Source organism: Pseudomonas sp. FP1740 (assembly GCF_030687165.1).
In the GTDB taxonomy this organism is placed as follows: Bacteria; Pseudomonadota; Gammaproteobacteria; order Pseudomonadales; family Pseudomonadaceae; genus Aquipseudomonas.
This window is the reverse complement of the sequence record NZ_CP117461.1, coordinates 1,171,709-1,187,551: the sequence shown is the minus strand read 5'-3', so window position 1 is coordinate 1,187,551 and position 15,843 is coordinate 1,171,709. Positions and strand designations below refer to the sequence as shown.

The window sequence follows — 15,843 nt, the reverse complement described above, 5'->3', positions numbered from 1 at the left end:
GTAAAGCTGTTACGTGCTGGGTTTATTTGGTTTTGGCCAGGCGCTGATAGCGTACCGCTTCGACGAACACATCGGAATTGGCCGGGTCGTCGAGGTAGGCGAATACCTGATCCAGGCTGTTGTTGATCAACACCCCATCGCCATCTTCAGTCTGAAAGCCTTCGCCACTGAGGGCCTCTTGCCCCATGGCCTGTCTGATCTGCTCGAGGTCGAGGTTGTAGACCACCAGTTCGTGCTTATCGTTGAGCTCGAAACCGGCGATGGTGAAATGCCCGCCGAACTGCGCCGGCACCTTCGCCGACAGGTACCAGCGATTGCCATGGCGCGACACCGTGAAGGGATAGGCTTCGCGCTCATGGGGTTTGGCCTTGAAGTAGCTGACCGCCTGGTAGTGATTGTCGCCGACGCGTGTCAGTTCCAGGTTCATCGGCTCGCCCCAGGCGTTGGTGCTGGCCCATTTGCCGAGCAGCCCTTTGGGCGCGGGCTCGCTGGCGGGCAGCGACTCCTTGAAGGTCACCAGGCAGCCACTGAGCAGCAGGAACGACAAGGCGATCACTACGACACGCCAGGCTTTCATTCAACACTCCCTATCGACACACGATGACTTTCGGCGCTGCTCATTCCCACGCTCTGCGTGGGAATGCCGCCACGGACGCTCCGCGTCCGCTTTGAATGTGACGCGGAGCGTCTCGGGATGCGTTCCCACGCAGAGCGTGGGAACGATCACAACCCTGCAGGGTTACACCGACGCCAGTACCAGGTGCATGTAGCGGGTCAGGATGCCGAGCATTTCCTCTTCGGCAACAGGCTCGGCATCGTTGAGCAGGCCCTGATATTCCATCCGTCCGACAATCGCCGTCAACACTTTGGCATCTTGTTGTGGCTCGCGGGAACCCAATACTTCGAAAAGCTGGCAGGTGCCCTGCAAGAGAATTTGCTGATGGGAACGCACCAACAACGCCAGACGCGGGTTGAGCAACGCTTCCTGGCGGAAGGCTTGCTCGGCCATCAGGTGCTCGCGGCGATTGATCAATTGCCGATGGACATAGTCAGCCATCAGCCGTGCGATATCGTCCGCCAGTTGTGAGCGGGACTCGGCGGTGCCATCACCGCTGACAACCATCTCGCGCAACAGGCCTTCGTTGCTGGCCCACAACCGGGCCATGTATGCCGCGCTGCGTTCCACGTATTGGGCGAAGGTATCGGTGAGCAGGTCATCGATGTCCTTGAAATAGTAAGTGGTGGCCGACAGCGGCACACAGGCCTCGGCTGCCACCGCACGGTGCCGCACGGCCCGCACGCCATCGCGCACGACAATGCGCATCGCCGCGTCGAGAATGTCCTGTCGACGCTGTTCGCTGCCCTGTCGGCTGGCCTTGCGGCCCTGGTACTGAACACTTTCAGCGACCGCAGTGGCGATATCCGCTGCACCTTCTTGAGCCATTGCACGATTCACGACAGGTATTCCTCTCTAACGTCAAAAGTAACCAATTGATACGTTTGTACCAGACAGGCAATAAAAAGCCGCCTGTTTTAGGCGGCTTTTTAATTGAAACATTTACGCTTGCGGGCGCATGTGCGGGAACAGGATCACGTCGCGGATCGACGGTGAGTTGGTCAGCAACATCACCAGACGGTCGATGCCGATCCCTTCACCGGCGGTCGGCGGCATGCCGTACTCCAGCGCACGAACAAAGTCGGCATCGTAGTGCATTGCTTCATCGTCGCCAGCATCCTTGTCGGCCACCTGTGCCATGAAGCGCTCGGCCTGGTCTTCCGCGTCGTTCAACTCGGAGTAGGCGTTGGCGATTTCACGGCCGCCAATGAACAGTTCGAAACGGTCGGTGACGTTCGGGTTCTCGTCGTTACGACGGGCCAGCGGCGACACTTCGAACGGGTACTGGGTAATGAAGTGCGGCTGTTCCAGCTTGTGCTCGACCAGTTCTTCGAAAATCATCACCTGCAGTTTGCCCAGGCCTTCGAAGCCGAGCACCTTGGCGCCGGCCTTCTTGGCGATGGCGCGGGCCTTGTCGATGTCGTTCAGGTCGGCAGCGGTCAGTTCCGGGTTGTACTTGAGGATCGAGTCGAACACCGACAGGCGCACGAACGGCTCGCCGAAGTGGAACACCTTGTCGCCGTAAGGCACGTCGGTGCTGCCCAGAACCAGCTGCGCCAGTTCGCGGAACAGCTCCTCGGTCAGGTCCATGTTGTCTTCGTAGTCAGCGTGGGCCTGGTAGAACTCGAGCATGGTGAACTCGGGGTTGTGCCGGGTCGAAACGCCTTCGTTACGGAAGTTGCGGTTGATTTCGAAGACTTTCTCGAAACCACCGACAACCAGACGCTTGAGGTACAGCTCCGGCGCGATACGCAGGAACATCTGCATATCCAGCGCGTTGTGGTGAGTTTCGAACGGCTTGGCCGCCGCGCCACCCGGAATGGTTTGCAGCATCGGCGTTTCGACTTCCAGGAAGTCACGCTTCATCAGGAAGCTGCGGATGTGCGCAATCACTTGCGAACGCACGCGGAAGGTCTGGCGCACGTCTTCGTTGACGATCAGATCGACGTAACGCTGGCGGTAGCGCTGCTCGGTGTCGGACAGACCGTGGTGCTTGTCCGGCAGCGGGCGCAGGGATTTGGTCAGCAGGCGCACGTTGGTCATTTCAACGTACAGGTCGCCCTTGCCGGAACGGGCCAGGGTGCCTTCGGCGGCAATGATGTCGCCCAGGTCCCAGGTTTTCACCGCGGCCAGGGTTTCTTCGGACAGGGTTTTACGGTTGACGTAAACCTGGATGCGCCCGGACATGTCCTGAATCACCATGAACGAGCCACGGTTGAGCATGAGACGACCGGCAACCTTGACCGGGATCGCAGCCTCTGCCAGCTCTTCCTTGGTCTTGTCCGCGTACTTCTTTTGCAAGTCTTCGCAGTAGGCGTCGCGGCGGAAGTCGTTGGGGAAGGCCTGGCCCTTGGCGCGCTCGGCAGCAAGCTTTTCCTTGCGCAGGGCGATCAGGGAGTTTTCTTCCTGTTGCAGGGCTTGCGGGTCGAGTTGTAGGTCGCTCATGTCTTTAAAAATTCCATCACAGATTCGTTGCCCCCAGCCTTCGGCTGGGGATCGCTGTAGGGCGTGCCTTACAGCCCTTGTTTCAGGCTCGCCACCAGGTATTCGTCGATGTCGCCGTCGAGCACCTTGTCGCAGTCGCTGCGTTCGATGTTGGTGCGCAGATCCTTGATCCGCGAGGCATCAAGCACGTACGAACGGATCTGGTGACCCCAGCCGATGTCCGACTTGGTGTCTTCCAGGGCCTGGGAGGCGGCGTTGCGTTTCTGCACTTCCTGCTCGTACAAGCGCGCCCGCAACATTTTCATCGCGGTGTCTTTGTTGGCGTGCTGGGAGCGTTCGTTCTGGCAGCTGACCACGGTGTTGGTCGGTACGTGAGTAATCCGTACGGCCGAGTCAGTGGTGTTTACGTGCTGACCACCGGCACCGGAGGAGCGGTAGGTGTCGATGCGCAGGTCCGACGGGTTGATGTCGATTTCGATGTTGTCATCGATTTCCGGCGACACGAACACGGCCGAGAACGAGGTGTGACGACGGTTGCCGGAGTCGAACGGGCTCTTGCGCACCAGACGGTGCACGCCGATTTCGGTACGCAGCCAGCCAAAGGCGTATTCGCCCTTGATGTGCACGGTCGCGCCTTTGATACCGGCGACTTCACCGGCCGACAATTCCATGATGGTCGCGTCGAAACCGCGTTTATCCGCCCAGCGCAGGTACATGCGCAGCAGGATGTTGGCCCAGTCCTGGGCCTCGGTACCGCCGGAGCCGGCCTGGATGTCCAGGTAGGCGTTGTTCTGGTCCATCTCGCCGCTGAACATACGACGGAATTCGAGCTTCTCGAGGGCTTCGCGCAGGCGCTCCACTTCAAGGGCTACGTCGTCGACGGCGGCCTGGTCTTCTTCCTCGGCAGACATCAACAGCAGGTCCTTGGCATCGGCCAGACCGCTGGACATTTCATCGAGGGTTTCTACGATCTGGGCCAGCGCAGAGCGCTCGCGACCCAGGTTCTGAGCGTACTCAGGGTTGTTCCAGACACTCGGATCTTCAAGCTCGCGATTGACTTCGGTCAGACGCTCATGCTTTTGATCGTAGTCAAAGATACCCCCGAATAGTTTCGGAGCGCTCGGACAGGTCCTTGATACTGTTAAGGATCGGGTTGATTTCCATGGCGGGCAGCACTCGTTGGCGAACTTTTGAAAGCCGGCGAGTATAACGTAATCACGCTGTCAAGGCAGCCCGCCTGGCGGCTTTAGGGGCGAATGGTTTACGGAATAACGCGGGTGGCCCGTAGCAGCTGCCGAGCCCGCGAGGCTGCGTTCGGCGGCGCAGCCGTCGCAAAGTCAGACAACGCGGTCATTCAGGCAAACCGCATACACAGGACTTGCGAGGACTTCGTCCTCGAACGCAGCCTCGCGGGCTCGGCAGCTGCTACAGCGCTACGGTCAGCGGGTTACTCAATTCCCACCTGATTGCGCCCATTGTTCTTCGCCAGGTACAGCCCCTTGTCCGCCGCCGAGATCAATTGCCGGCAGTCGCTGCCTGGCTGCGGGATCATGGTCGACAGGCCGATGCTGATGGTCAGGCATGAGCCTTCGGTCGGGAAAATGTGCGGGATCTTCAACCCGACCACGGTCTGGCGCAGTTTTTCCGCCACCAGCCGCGCACCGCCCGGCGAGGTGTTGGGCAAGACCAGGACGAACTCTTCGCCGCCGTAACGGGCCGGCAGGTCCGATGGCCTGGCGCTGGCGTCGCGAATGGCCGTGGCGACTTTGCGCAGGGCTTCATCGCCTTCGAGGTGGCCAAAACTGTCGTTGTAGGACTTGAAATAGTCGACATCGATCATCAGCAACGACAATTGCGTCTGGTCACGCAACGAACGCCGCCACTCCAGTTCCAGGTATTCGTCGAAGTGCCGGCGGTTCGACAGCCCGGTCAGGCCGTCGGAGTTCATCAAGCGTTGCAGCACCAGGTTGGTGTCGAGCAACTGTTGCTGGCTGACCCGCAACGCACGGTATGCCGCGTCACGCTGCAGCAGGGTCATGTAGGAGCGCGAGTGATAGCGGATGCGCGCCACCAGTTCGATGTTGTCCGGCAGTTTGACCAGGTAATCATTGGCCCCGGCGGCAAACGCCGCGCTCTTGATCAGCGGGTCTTCCTTGGTCGACAGGACAATGATCGGAATATCCTTGGTCGCCGGGTGATTACGGTATTCGCGCACCAGGCTCAGGCCGTCGAGGCCGGGCATGACCAGGTCCTGAAGGATCACCGTCGGCTTGATGCGGATCGCCTGGGCAATGGCCTGGTGCGGGTCGGCGCAGAAGTGGAAGTCGATGTTCTCTTCGTTCGACAGACCACGGCGCACCGCCTCGCCGATCATCGCCTGATCGTCCACCAACAACACCATGGCGGCGTTTTCGTCGGTTTTGAAGTCGTCGAGCTGTAAATCATTCATGTGCGGTCACCTGAGTACTGCCTGGGCCACGACTGCTGCTAATGATAGTCATTTTTGAAAAATCTCCAGCAATCGTGGCGCTATCTTGTCCAGTGGGCGGATTTCCACGGCAGCGTCGATGGCTGCGGCCGCCTTGGGCATTCCGTACACGGCACTGCTGTTCTGGTCCTGAGCGATGGTCAGGTAGCCCTGTTGGCGCATGAGTTTAAGCCCCTGGGCACCGTCGCGCCCCATACCGGTCAGCAGGACGCCCACGGCATCACCGCTCCAGTAACTGGCCACACTCTCGAAAAACACATCGATCGAAGGCCGATAGATCTCGTTGACCGGTTCGGCGGTGTAGGCCAGCGTGCCGTTTTTCAGCAAGCGGATATGGTGATTGGTACCGGCCAGCAGGATCGTGCCGCTTTGTGGCGGTTCGCCTTCCTGGGCCAGGCGCACGTCCAGGCCGCTGGCGCTGGCCAGCCATTCGGCCATGCCGGCGGCGAACACCTGGTCCACATGCTGGACCAGCACGATGGCCGCCGAAAAATCCCGGGGCAGGCCCTTGAGCAGCACTTCCAGCGCCGCCGGCCCGCCAGCGGATGAACCGATCGCCACCAGGTGCTGGCGCGAGGCCGAGTTGCGGTGCGGGCTCGGTGCCGATCGCTCCCGATTGCTGTGGTCACCAATCAGCCAGCCAATGTTCATGATCTTGCGCAGCAGCGGCGCGGCGGCTTCCTGAGCATTGCCGGACCCGATCGCCGGGGTATCGACCACATCCAGCGCGCCATGGCCCATGGCTTCGAACACCCGGTGCACGTTCTGCTGGCGGTCGACGGTGACGATGACGATCGCGCACGGGGTCTCGGCCATGATCCGCCGGGTCGCTTCCACGCCGTCCATCAACGGCATGATCAAGTCCATCAGGATCAGATCCGGGGTGTATTCGGTGCAACGTTGCACCGCCTCGGCCCCGTTGCTGGCAACCCAGACCACCTCGTGTGCCGGTTCGAACGCCAGGGCGCGGCGCAAAGCCTCCACGGCCATGGGCATGTCGTTGACAATGGCGATTTTCATGCGCGCGCGCCTCCAATGAGCTCGACTACTGCATCCAGCAAGGCGTCATCATGAAAACTGGCCTTGGCTAGATAATAGTCGGCCCCGGCATCCAGTCCACGGCGGCGGTCTTCTTCGCGGTCCTTGTAGGACACCACCATCACCGGCAGCGATTGCAGGCGATTGTCGCGGCGCAATAAAGTCACCAGCTCGATGCCGTCCATGCGCGGCATGTCGATGTCGGTGATCAGCAGGTCGAAATCCTCCGAACGCAGGGCGTTCCAGCCATCCATGCCGTCCACCGCCACGGCGACGTCGTAGCCGCGATTGAGCAGCAACTTGCGCTGCAACTCACGAACGGTCAGCGAATCGTCCACCACCAGAATCCGTTTGCGCGCGGCCTCAACGGCCTGATTGGCGTGCCGGGCAATGCGCTCCAGACGCCCGCTATTGAGCAGTTTGTCCACCGAACGCAGCATGTCTTCGACGTCGACAATCAGCACCACCGAGCCGTCATCGAGCAAAGCCCCGGCGGAAATGTCCTGTACCTTGCCCAGACGCTCGTCCAGCGGCAGCACCACCAGCGTTCGCTCGCCGATAAACCGCTCGACCGCCACCCCGTAGATCGCCTCGCGCTCGCGGATGACCACGACTTTGAGGGTCTGCGCGCTGTTCTGGCTCGCCGGCCGATGCAACAGCTGACTGGCAGCGACCAGCCCGACATGCCGGCCTTCGTACCAAAAGTGCTGCCGGCCTTCGACCTGCACGATGTCTTCCGGCTCCAGGTCGCACATGCGCTCGATGTGCGCCAGCGGGAAGGCGTACGCCTCGTCACCGACTTCCACCACCAGACTGCGCACCACCGACAGCGTCAGCGGCACTTCAAGATGGAAACGACTGCCCGCGCCCGCCGTCTGCTCCAGCAGCACGGCACCGCGCAACTGCCGGACCATGTGCTGAACCGCATCCAGCCCGACGCCGCGCCCGGACACTTCGGTGACCGTGTCACGCAGGCTGAAACCCGGCAGAAACAGGAACGTCAGCAGCTCTTCTTCGCTCAACTGCGCGGCGGTCTCGGCTGGGGATAACTGCCGCTCGACGATCGTGCGGCGGACCTTTTCCAAGTCGACGCCATTGCCATCATCGCTCAGTTCCAGCACCAGCAGACCAGCCTGATGGGAGGCTCGCAAACGGATCACGCCTTCCTCCGGCTTGCCCGCCAAGCGTCGCTGTTCCGGGGTTTCGATGCCGTGATCCACCGCATTGCGCAGCAGGTGTGTCAGCGGCGCTTCGAGTTTTTCCAGTACGTCTCGGTCGACTTGGGTCTTGTCGCCCTCGATCTCCAGCCGCACCTGTTTGCCAAGGTCGCGCCCAAGATCGCGGACCATGCGTACTTGACCGCTCAGCACGTCAGCGAACGGCCGCATGCGACAGGCCAGCGCGGTGTCATACAACACTTGTGCGCGCTGGCTGGCGTGCCAGGCGAACTCGTCCAGTTCGGCGTTTTTTTCCACCAGCAATTGCTGGGACTCGGCCAGCAATCGGCGGGCATCGCCCAAGGCTTCCTGGGCTTCGAGGCTCAAGGCATGGTCCTTGAGATGAACGTTGAGGCTTTCCAGCGCCCGCAGGCCATTGCTCTGCATGCGTTTAAGGCGCTGCATGGTGGCCAGGTGCGGCTTGAGGCGCTGGGTTTCCACCAGGGATTTACTCGACAGGTCGAGCAGGCTGTTCAAGCGCTCGGCCGTGACACGCAATACGCGCTCGCCAGTGTCGGTGGCGCGCCTGGTCTTGGACGCAGGCTCGGCGGGCGCTACCTGGGCTGCGTCGACAGGTGCTTCGTCGGCAGGAACAGGCGGCTCGACCCTGGACGTCGGTGGTTCGAGCTGAGGTTCTGCCATCGGCGACGCGATGGGGGCAACCGTCGCCATGTGCTCAAGCAACCGTCCCATCAAAACCACGTAAGCGTCGATATCCGCAGGCGCCGGAGCATTGTTCGGCGTCGCAATCCGCATCAGCAGATCGGTGCCCTGCAACAGCGCATCAATGTGTTCGGGTCGCAGGTACAGGCGCCCTTCCTGGGCGCTGACCAGGTAATCCTCCATCACATGGGCAACACTGACCCCGGCATCGACGCCTACAATACGCGCCGCGCCCTTGAGCGAATGGGCCGCGCGCATGCACGACTCGAGGTAATCGGCCTGGGTCGGATCGCGCTCCAGCGCCAGCAGACCGGCGCTCAGCACCAGGGTCTGGGCCTCGGCTTCCAGGCTGAACAGCTCCAGCAAAGAGGCGTCACGCATTTGGTCGGGGGTCATGTGAGGCTCCGGGTCACGGCAGACAGCAGCTGCTCTTCATCCAGCCAACGCAGGCTGCGACCTTTGAATGGCAAGACGCCGCGGGTGTATTTGGCGCTGGCCTGGGTGCCGGACTGGGACGCGGCATCGAGAATGCGCTCGTCGATGGCGTGAATCCCGTCCACTTCGTCCACCGGCACCACTACCGGCCCGCCGTGGGCGGCGATGATCAGCATCCGCGGCGTTACCCGTGCGCCGGGCGCCACGCTACTGGTGTCGTCGAGCCCCAACAGCTCCACCAAAGACAGGCACGCCACCAAGGCACCGCGCACATTCGCCACGCCGAGCAATGCCCGGGAACGCTGGTGCGGCAAGGAATGGATCGCTTGCAGCGGCGCCACTTCGACCAGGCTGCGAGTGGCCAGGCCCAGCCACTCTTCGCCGAGGCGAAACATCAGCAGCGAACGGGTTTTCACCTCGCTCTCGGCTACCGTGGAGATTTGCCCACGGTCGCCCTGCGACAAGGCGTAACGGTCGAGCAAGCGCGTGGCGGCAGCCGAATACACCGCGCAATTGCGGCAATGAATGTGCTCGCTCAGCAGCGGGCAGGACTGGTCGCCGTGGATACCGATGCGGTTCCAACAGTCGTCGATGGCCTGGGCATCTTCATGGGTGACGCTCAAGGTGTCGGAGACGTTCATCGTTTGCGCTCACTGTCAGCGGCGCGCTCGCTACGAACGGCGCGGGCCTGCAATCGTCTGGCTCCCGCCGTGTCGCCCTGGGACTGCAGCAAGGCGGCCAGGTGCATCAACGCGTCGGGGTGTTGCGGTTCGAGGTACAACGCCTTGCGATAAAACCCCTGGGCCTCCAGGGCGCTACCGGCGACATCACTGAGCAGCCCCAGCCAATAGAACACTTGGGCCACTGGTTCGTGACTGCGCAAATAACTTTCGCACGCGGTGCGGGCCTCGGCACTTTTGCCTTCATTGGCCAGCGCGGCAATATTCGCCAACAGCGTGGCGGCGTCCGAAGGGGTGGCCGAAGGGGTGGCGGCAGCCTGAGGTATCGGCACGACCGTCGCAAAAGGCCGACTGCGCACAGGCGGCGGAGTCACGCTGCGCAACGGTTGCTGCACGGGCAGCGACATCGGCGCGAAGGTCGCAAGCGGCTCGGGCGCGCTCTGGCGACTGAAGGCAAACGACTGCGGGATACCGATCGAGCGCATGCCGAAACGGCCGAGCAGACTGCCCTCGGCCGGGCCGATAAATAGCACGCCGTCGATGTGAGTCAGACGCTTGAGCACTTCGAACACTTGCTGCTGGGTCGGCTGGTCGAAATAAATCAGCAGGTTGCGACAGAACACGAAGTCATAGGGCGGCTCGTTGACCAGCAAGGTCGGATCCAGCAGGTTACCGACCTGTAAACGCACTTGTTCAAGCACGCGCCCGCTGAGGCGATAGTTATCGTGTTCAGCGGTGAAATGGCGCTCGCGAAACTCGAGGTCCTGGCCACGAAACGAATTTTTGCCGTACAGCGCGAGCCTGGCCTTTTCCACCGACAGCGGGCTGACGTCCATGCCGTCGACCTTGAACTGGTGCGGCGCCAGCCCCGCATCAAGCAATGCCATGGCGATCGAGTACGGTTCTTCGCCGGTAGAACACGGCAAGCTGAGAATCCGCAGGGCGCGCATGTTGTTGATCGCCGCCAGCCGCTTGGCCGCCAGCTTCGCCAGCGTGGCGAAGGATTCCGGGTAACGGAAAAACCAGGTTTCGGGGACGATCACCGCTTCGATCAGCGCCTGCTGTTCGTCGCGCGAGCCCAGCAAAGTGTGCCAGTACTCATCGGCCGTCCGCGCCCGAACCGCCGTGATGCGCTGGCGCACCGCGCGCTCGATGATCGCCGGGCCGACCGAGCCGACATCCAGGCCGATACGCTCCTTGAGGAAATCGAAAAACCGTTGATCGCTGCTCATCCCTGCTCCTCAAACTGCGCCAGGTCCAGCGGCGGCGAGGGAAACAATAAGGCGCGAACCTGTGCATCCAGTAAATCGGCAACCCGCACCCATTGCAGTAGCCCCTGGGCATCTTCGCGCACCGGGCCGAGGTAGGGCGCCTGGCGATTGTCCAGGCCATAAGGCTGAAAGTCCGCCGGGTTGCAGCGCAACGTGTCGGTGACCTGCTCCAGAATCAGCCCGAGCAATTGTGCAGGCGTCGCCTCATCCGGCCGATAGTGCACCAACACCAGCCGCGTGCTGGTGCGCGCCTGGGCCGGTTGGCCAAACGTCAGCGCGCTGAGGTCGATCACCGGCACGACCGCGCCGCGCCAGGCGAACACCCCCGCCACCCAGTCTGGCGCCCGGGGAATGGGTTTCAACGGCAGTTGCGGCAGCACTTCGACCACCTCGATGGCCTGCAAGGCGTAGCGCTCGCTGCCGATGCGGAACACCAGAAACAACGACTGCTTCACCGGCATCGCCACGCCGCGCCTGGCCGTAAGTTCGCTCATCAGACTTTGAATCGCGAGACACCGCCACGCAGCCCCACGGCCACCTGGCTCAATTCGTCGATGGCGAAACTGGCCTGACGCAAGGACTCGACCGTCTGGCTGCTGGCGTCGCCCAACTGCACCAACGCGTGGTTGATCTGCTCGGCGCCGGTGGCCTGGGCCTGCATGCCTTCGTTGACCATCAACACCCGCGGCGCCAGCGCCTGAACCTGATGAATGATCTGCGACAGCTGCTCGCCCACCTGCTGCACCTCGGACATGCCGCGGCGCACTTCCTCAGAGAACTTGTCCATGCCCATGACCCCGGCCGACACCGCCGACTGGATCTCGCGCACCATCTGCTCGATGTCGTAGGTGGCCACGGCGGTCTGGTCTGCCAGACGTCGCACTTCGGTGGCGACCACGGCAAACCCGCGACCATACTCGCCGGCCTTCTCGGCTTCGATCGCGGCGTTCAGGGACAACAGGTTGGTCTGGTCGGCGACTTTGACGATGGTCACCACCACCTGGTTGATGTTGCCGGCCTTCTCATTGAGGATCGCCAGTTTGGCATTCACCAGATCTGCCGCGCCCATCACCGAGTGCATGGTGTCTTCCATGCGCGCCAGGCCTTGCTGACCAGAACCGGCCAGCACCGAAGCCTGGTCGGCGGCGGTGGAGACTTCGGTCATGGTACGCACCAGGTCGCGCGAGGTGGCGGCAATTTCACGGGACGTCGCACCGATTTCGGTGGTGGTGGCCGCGGTTTCGGTGGCGGTGGCCTGTTGCTGTTTGGAGGTCGCGGCGATTTCCGTGACCGACGTGGTGACCTGCACCGAGGAGCGCTGGGCCTGGGACACCAACGAGGTGAGTTCGGTCATCATGTCGTTGAAGCCGGTTTCCACCGCGCCGAACTCGTCCTTGCGATCAAGATTCAGGCGACTGCTGAGATCGCCAGTGCGCATGACTTCGAGGATATCCACAATGCGATTCATCGGTGCCATGATCGCGCGCATCAGCAGCAGGCCGCAGAGGCCGGCGGCGATGATTGCCACCAGCAAAGAGACGCCCATGCTGATTTTGGCGGCCGTCACCGCGTCACTGATGGCCAGCGTGGATTGTTCAGCCAGAGCGTGATTATTTTCAAGAAGGCTGTTCAATTGCTTGCGCCCATTGACCCAGGCCGGCGTCAGTTTTTGCTCCAGGGCAAGAACCGCCTGGTCGTACTCTTTGCGCTGATAGAGATCGAGAACGTTGGTCATTTCTTTGTTGTAGAGCTGATGACGCACTTCGAACTCGTCGAACAGGACCTGGTCGTCCTTCGTGAAAATGGTTTTGCGGTAGTTGGCTATTTGCTCGTTCAAGCGCTCTTCGAAGCTTTTGTACATGGTCTGGTCGGCGACGGTCATTTCGCGATGCCCGGAAAGGCCGACAAGCTGTTGGGTGAGGTTAAAACTGTCGACCCACGCACCGCGGATCATCGAACTGAAATACACCCCGGGGACCGCATCGGTGCGGACCGATTCTGCGCCGGCGTCGATCTTCATCAGCCGAGAAAAAGACACCACGACCATCAGCAGCATGATCGCGATAATTACCGCAAAGCTCGCCAAAATGCGTTGGCGCAACGTCCAGTTCTTCACAGTCAGTCCTCGGTGCGGATCAAATTGCGGGGGAGTATAGCCGAGGCTCTGTGGGAGCGGGCTTGCTCGCAAAGAACGATAAGGCGGTTCCTGACGAACATTTGTGGCGAGGGGCTTGCCCCCGTTCGGCTGCGCAGCAGTCGCAAACCCGGCCAATGCGGTTTGTCTGAATAACCGCATCTGTAAATTTTGGGGCGGCTTCGCCACCTAATGGGGCAAGCCCCCTTCGCCACCGACGTAGCCTCCAGGACGGCGTCGTTTGTAAGCAAAAAGATCGCAGCCTTCGGCAGCTCCTACGCCGATCGCGTGCACCCGTTCCTAACGGATAAACGCGATCTGAAGGTGCTGCCGAAAAGCTGCGCCCCGTTAAAGCCGCTGGCGCTCACTGCCAGTTAACGGCATGGACGTTAGAGGACAGATTCGACTCGATATCGACCAAACGGTGGTAGCGATATCCGCGACCAAGCCAGGCGAGTTGATTCCAGGTCGTATGATTGGCCGGTATGCCAAACTGGTATCCACCACCTGCCTCAGTAGTCAGTAATACTGTTCGCGCATAGGGACGAGCATCGCAAGTACCGAAGAACGTGACCCAATTATTCGCGTTACCCCCCGAAGGAACGTAATTTCCTTGAAACAGAACGTAAGAGATGGTTGGAGCTTTCAACGGAGCCAGCACTGTAAACGTACGAGGGGCAGACTCCGGCTGAGGCCCGTAAATAGTTCTGGCCACAAGACGATGGCTCGTCAAACCCAACCCCGTGACGGTATGGGTCGAAATACCCTGGTCATTGGCAAACTGCCTGCTGACAGACGTTTTGCCATCCAGAATCTGCACTTCAAGTTTCGGACTCGACGCGACAGTCACGGTGACGCGAATATCGGTGGTGTAGCCCCCTTCTTTGATCTCCCCCTTGCTGTCCTTCAGTGACGTGATATACGGCGTCTGCAGTGCCAGGGTAGTGACCACGTAACTTTGCAGCGGGAAGGTCACGATCGTCTGGTCGTTTTCGTTGGGGTGCAGGTCGACTTTTGCCCGAATCGTCAGCTCACTGCCGTTCCTGAGTTTCAGCAGTTTTTGACGCAACAAAGGTATTTGCAAGCCCTTTTCTACCTCCGTCGCCGTTGTTTCTTTTCCACTGGCAATCGGGATCGTGACGGAGTTGCCATTGCTGTCGGTTCCGCTGGCATCCAGCGTATACGATTGGCCGATATCGATAAATGACCAGGACTCGAGCGCAACATGAGCATCCCCGACGAACGAACGGGTATCCAAATCGCGTCCATTCGCCTCTGTAACTTCAGGCGCCGGAAAGTTCGGATCCTGTTCTTTGTACTTTTCTACGGTGACAATCAATGACTCGGATACGGTCTCGTTGCCGTTGCGCAGCAGAGTCCATGAGAATTCGACTTGGCGCCCGATATTGGCACTGATGAATTTTGTGTCGAGCTTGAAGTTGGCCCGTGAGTTGGAATTGAACGGCTTAAATCCAAACTTGGGTGACCCTGCGCCCGACGCGCCCTTGACCACCAGTTTGGCCTGATCTCCCGGAAGAAACCCGATCAGCTCGACACGCCCGTTGGCGCCTTCGAGGTTTTTACCCGGTGAAAGCATACCGCTCTCGACCACTTGTACCGTCGGCACAGGCAAAACACCCTCGCCTCCCCTGAGCACACGCGCTTTGGTTTTATAGGAGCTGGCGATAACCATGCCGTTTCTGATCAGTTCGCAAGTCATTTGTACCTGCCCGCCCGGGAAAACCTTGCTCGCGGGTATTTTCAACAAATAAGTCGATGGCACTCTGCCGACAGTCACCTGCGGATTATCTGTCACCGACGAACCTGTAGGTGGTACGCAAACATAATTGCCCTGGATGATGTCCTTGGCTTCAAAAAGCCCTTTGAACGCGTGTACCCGTGCATGGAGAAACTGTGTTCTGTTCACTTTGACGGGGTCGATGGTGTCAGCGTCGTCGCTCTCGTCATTGGGGTCTTCAATCAAGTCCGGCCCCGCCAGTTGTTTCTCCATAAGGTCAATGTCCCGCTCAACCCCCTTGGACCAGAGCGATCTTTCAGTGTAGTTTTCCAACTGATCCCTGACCGTGTACACAAACAGAAAAGCCGGATGACTCCCGGCCTCTTCGAACACGTCCTTGCTGACCCGAATCTTGATAGGGCTGCCAACCACATCCGGTTCTTGTGGATCGTCCGAAACACCGACCACGCGTCTGACTTCAACCCCATTGCACTTGAGAGTGATGACATCGTGGAGCTTCATGAAAAGGTAAGAAACAGTGACCCAAACACCCTTCTTGACTTCATTTGGCCCAATGTCTTCTGGCACTTCGATACCCAGGCCGTCGTGGTAGTTATCGCGAGGGTCGACGTCCCTCCCGGCGGGGCGATGCTGACTGTATTCACAAAAGAGCGCCGCTGACTCACCGCTATTACCACTCAGACGCGTTACTGAATAAGTGAACCGCTGAAGCCCCTCACGCAGTAGTGCTTTAGGCACCCAAAAACTACGCCGAAGTTGCTCATCAATCTCAGCCTCGACATCAACTTTCACCCCATTGAGAAAAAGAATGACTGCCGTAACAGGGTTGCCTGGCTGATCGATAGGGGGATCAACGACAACACGAAGCCTCCCGCTCTCGGTCAGCCTGAGGGGAACACCGACCAGAGGTTTCCCCGCATCAGAGTTTTCGCTTTTAACATCCGCTGTAGCCCCCGGAATAGACGGTGAATAATCTTGCAGGACATTATTTTCAGCTGTCATCGAGAGATCGTCACCCATCACACGCGCTCCTAGTCTGCTGGTCGCGAACAGCGGCCTGATAAGCGACATCAGGCCATTGAGCCGTAGATTTGGCT

Annotated in this window: 12 protein-coding genes; all 12 read right to left on the bottom strand. The window is 60.4% G+C overall.

Going from position 1 to position 15,843, the window contains the following annotated elements; all coding sequences use genetic code 11:
- Positions 1 to 22 precede the first annotated feature (22 nt).
- Positions 23 to 577, bottom strand: coding sequence for a hypothetical protein (locus PSH69_RS05145; RefSeq protein ID WP_019581611.1), 555 nt, complete (start codon positions 575 to 577; stop codon positions 23 to 25).
- 162 nt (positions 578 to 739) lie between these two features.
- A complete protein-coding gene (locus tag PSH69_RS05140) occupies positions 740 to 1,456 on the bottom strand; it encodes a TetR/AcrR family transcriptional regulator (RefSeq protein ID WP_253416619.1) in 717 nt (238 codons plus the stop codon).
- 102 nt (positions 1,457 to 1,558) lie between these two features.
- Positions 1,559 to 3,061, bottom strand: a complete 1,503-nt coding sequence (lysS, locus tag PSH69_RS05135; RefSeq protein ID WP_018926680.1) for a lysine--tRNA ligase — start codon at positions 3,059 to 3,061, stop codon at positions 1,559 to 1,561.
- A gap of 68 nt (positions 3,062 to 3,129) precedes the next feature.
- A protein-coding gene (gene prfB / locus PSH69_RS05130) for a peptide chain release factor 2 (RefSeq protein ID WP_096481021.1) occupies positions 3,130 to 4,225 on the bottom strand; the annotation gives its coding sequence in 2 pieces (ribosomal slippage) (positions 3,130 to 4,152 and positions 4,154 to 4,225; 1,095 coding nt in all).
- A gap of 283 nt (positions 4,226 to 4,508) precedes the next feature.
- Positions 4,509 to 5,510: a PleD family two-component system response regulator gene (locus PSH69_RS05125; RefSeq protein WP_305411256.1), complete on the bottom strand. Its 1,002-nt coding sequence runs from the start codon at positions 5,508 to 5,510 to the stop codon at positions 4,509 to 4,511.
- Between the two features lie 48 nt (positions 5,511 to 5,558).
- Entirely contained in the window at positions 5,559 to 6,569 is a 1,011-nt protein-coding gene (locus PSH69_RS05120; RefSeq protein ID WP_305411255.1) for a chemotaxis response regulator protein-glutamate methylesterase, read from the bottom strand.
- Positions 6,566 to 8,863: a hybrid sensor histidine kinase/response regulator gene (locus PSH69_RS05115; RefSeq protein WP_305411254.1), complete on the bottom strand. Its 2,298-nt coding sequence runs from the start codon at positions 8,861 to 8,863 to the stop codon at positions 6,566 to 6,568. Before PSH69_RS05115 ends, PSH69_RS05120 begins: the two co-directional genes overlap by 4 nt.
- Positions 8,860 to 9,543, bottom strand: a complete 684-nt coding sequence (locus tag PSH69_RS05110) for a chemotaxis protein CheW (protein ID WP_305411253.1) — start codon at positions 9,541 to 9,543, stop codon at positions 8,860 to 8,862. The genes PSH69_RS05115 and PSH69_RS05110 overlap by 4 nt, the downstream gene beginning before the upstream one ends.
- Positions 9,540 to 10,814 carry a protein-glutamate O-methyltransferase CheR gene (locus tag PSH69_RS05105; protein ID WP_305411252.1) on the bottom strand — a complete coding sequence of 425 codons (1,275 nt, stop codon included), beginning with the start codon at positions 10,812 to 10,814 and terminating at the stop codon, positions 9,540 to 9,542. The genes PSH69_RS05110 and PSH69_RS05105 overlap by 4 nt, the downstream gene beginning before the upstream one ends.
- Positions 10,811 to 11,347 carry a chemotaxis protein CheW gene (locus PSH69_RS05100; RefSeq protein ID WP_305411251.1) on the bottom strand — a complete coding sequence of 179 codons (537 nt, stop codon included), beginning with the start codon at positions 11,345 to 11,347 and terminating at the stop codon, positions 10,811 to 10,813. The genes PSH69_RS05105 and PSH69_RS05100 overlap by 4 nt, the downstream gene beginning before the upstream one ends.
- Positions 11,347 to 12,969 (bottom strand): methyl-accepting chemotaxis protein, encoded by a 1,623-nt coding sequence (locus PSH69_RS05095; protein WP_305411250.1) that lies wholly within the window; start codon positions 12,967 to 12,969, stop codon positions 11,347 to 11,349. The genes PSH69_RS05100 and PSH69_RS05095 overlap by 1 nt, the downstream gene beginning before the upstream one ends.
- A gap of 382 nt (positions 12,970 to 13,351) precedes the next feature.
- Entirely contained in the window at positions 13,352 to 15,766 is a 2,415-nt protein-coding gene (locus PSH69_RS05090; RefSeq protein ID WP_305411249.1) for a hypothetical protein, read from the bottom strand.
- Between the last annotated feature and the right edge of the window lie 77 nt (positions 15,767 to 15,843).